Origin of the sequence: Actinoplanes sp. NBRC 103695 (assembly GCF_030269485.1) — a bacterium.
Taxonomy (GTDB): domain Bacteria; phylum Actinomycetota; class Actinomycetes; order Mycobacteriales; family Micromonosporaceae; genus Actinoplanes.
On record NZ_BSTL01000109.1, the window covers coordinates 1 to 1171 of the forward strand.

General features: G+C 64.3%; 1 protein-coding gene. It reads left to right on the forward strand.

The window, feature by feature from the left end; genetic code table 11:
* Positions 1–137: 137 nt before the first annotated feature.
* Positions 138–1171, forward strand: a 1034-nt coding sequence (locus tag QSK31_RS48475; RefSeq protein ID WP_285691990.1) for an IS630 family transposase, incomplete at its 3' end; no start/stop codon positions are given.

Genomic DNA, 1171 nt, shown 5'->3' on the forward strand with positions numbered 1-1171 from the left:
CCTAGTGCCTCGTCTTTGAACGTTGGCCGTGTAATCCGTCGGTTCTGAGGGTGTTTCGGGCAGGCTGTCCTTCTCGTTGTTGAGAGGGGTGGTGCCGGGTGGGCCGACGCCCAGAGGTATTCGTCAGGGCTCTGTCGATGGCCGAAGGTCAACGGCTGCAGCGGATCACCCGCACGGCGAAGGATCCGATCCGGCTGCGCCGGGCGATCGTGGTGTTGATGTCGGCGCAAGGTCAGCCGGCGCCGGACATCGCGCACCTTTTGAAGGCCACCGATGACTACGTGCGTGACGTGATCCACGCGTTCAACGACAGGGGGTTCGACGCGCTGGACCCAAAATGGAGAGGGGGCACACCGAACCGGATCAGTGAACAGACCCGTGACTGGATCTGCGTGATCGCCCGGTGTGACCCCCGTTTCCTGGGCCGGCCGTTCTCCGGCTGGTCGCTATCCAAGCTGCGCGACTACCTGATCGAGACCGGCCAGGTCACCACGATCAGCATCGAGACCGTCCGCAGGATCCTGCATGAACGCGGCGTGACCTGGCAGACGTCGAAGACGTGGAAGGCCAGCAACGACCCGGACTTCACCGCGAAGATGCGAGCGGTCCTCGACCTCTACGACCACCCGCCCGAGGATGGCCGGGTCGTCTGCCTCGACGAGTTCGGGCCGTTGAATCTGCAGCCTCGTCCCGGCAAAGCCTGGAAACCGGTCGGTAAGCCGGCCCGGCTGCGGGCGACCTATCACCGCGACCACGGTGTCCGGCACATGATCGCCAGCCTCGACCTGGCCACCGGGAAGATGCACTACCGGATCCGGGATCGGAAACGCTCGAGCGAGTTCCTCGACTTCCTCAAGTCTCTACGCCGGCGCTGGCCCGGCCAGCGCCTGTATCTGATCCTGGACAACTTCTCCCCGCACAAGCATCCAACTGTCCGGGCCTGGTGTCAGGCCAACCAGGTCGAGCTGGTGTTCCTGCCAACCTACAGCTCCTGGCTGAACTGGATCGAGGCCGAGTTCGCCGCCCTGCGCTACTTCGCCCTCAACGGCACCGACCACCGCACCCACGAAGAACAAGACGCCGCGATCGGCGACTACATACGCTGGCATAACCAGCGCGCCCGACCGAAAACCGGATACGCCACCCACTCCAAAATCCGCCGCCCGGATTA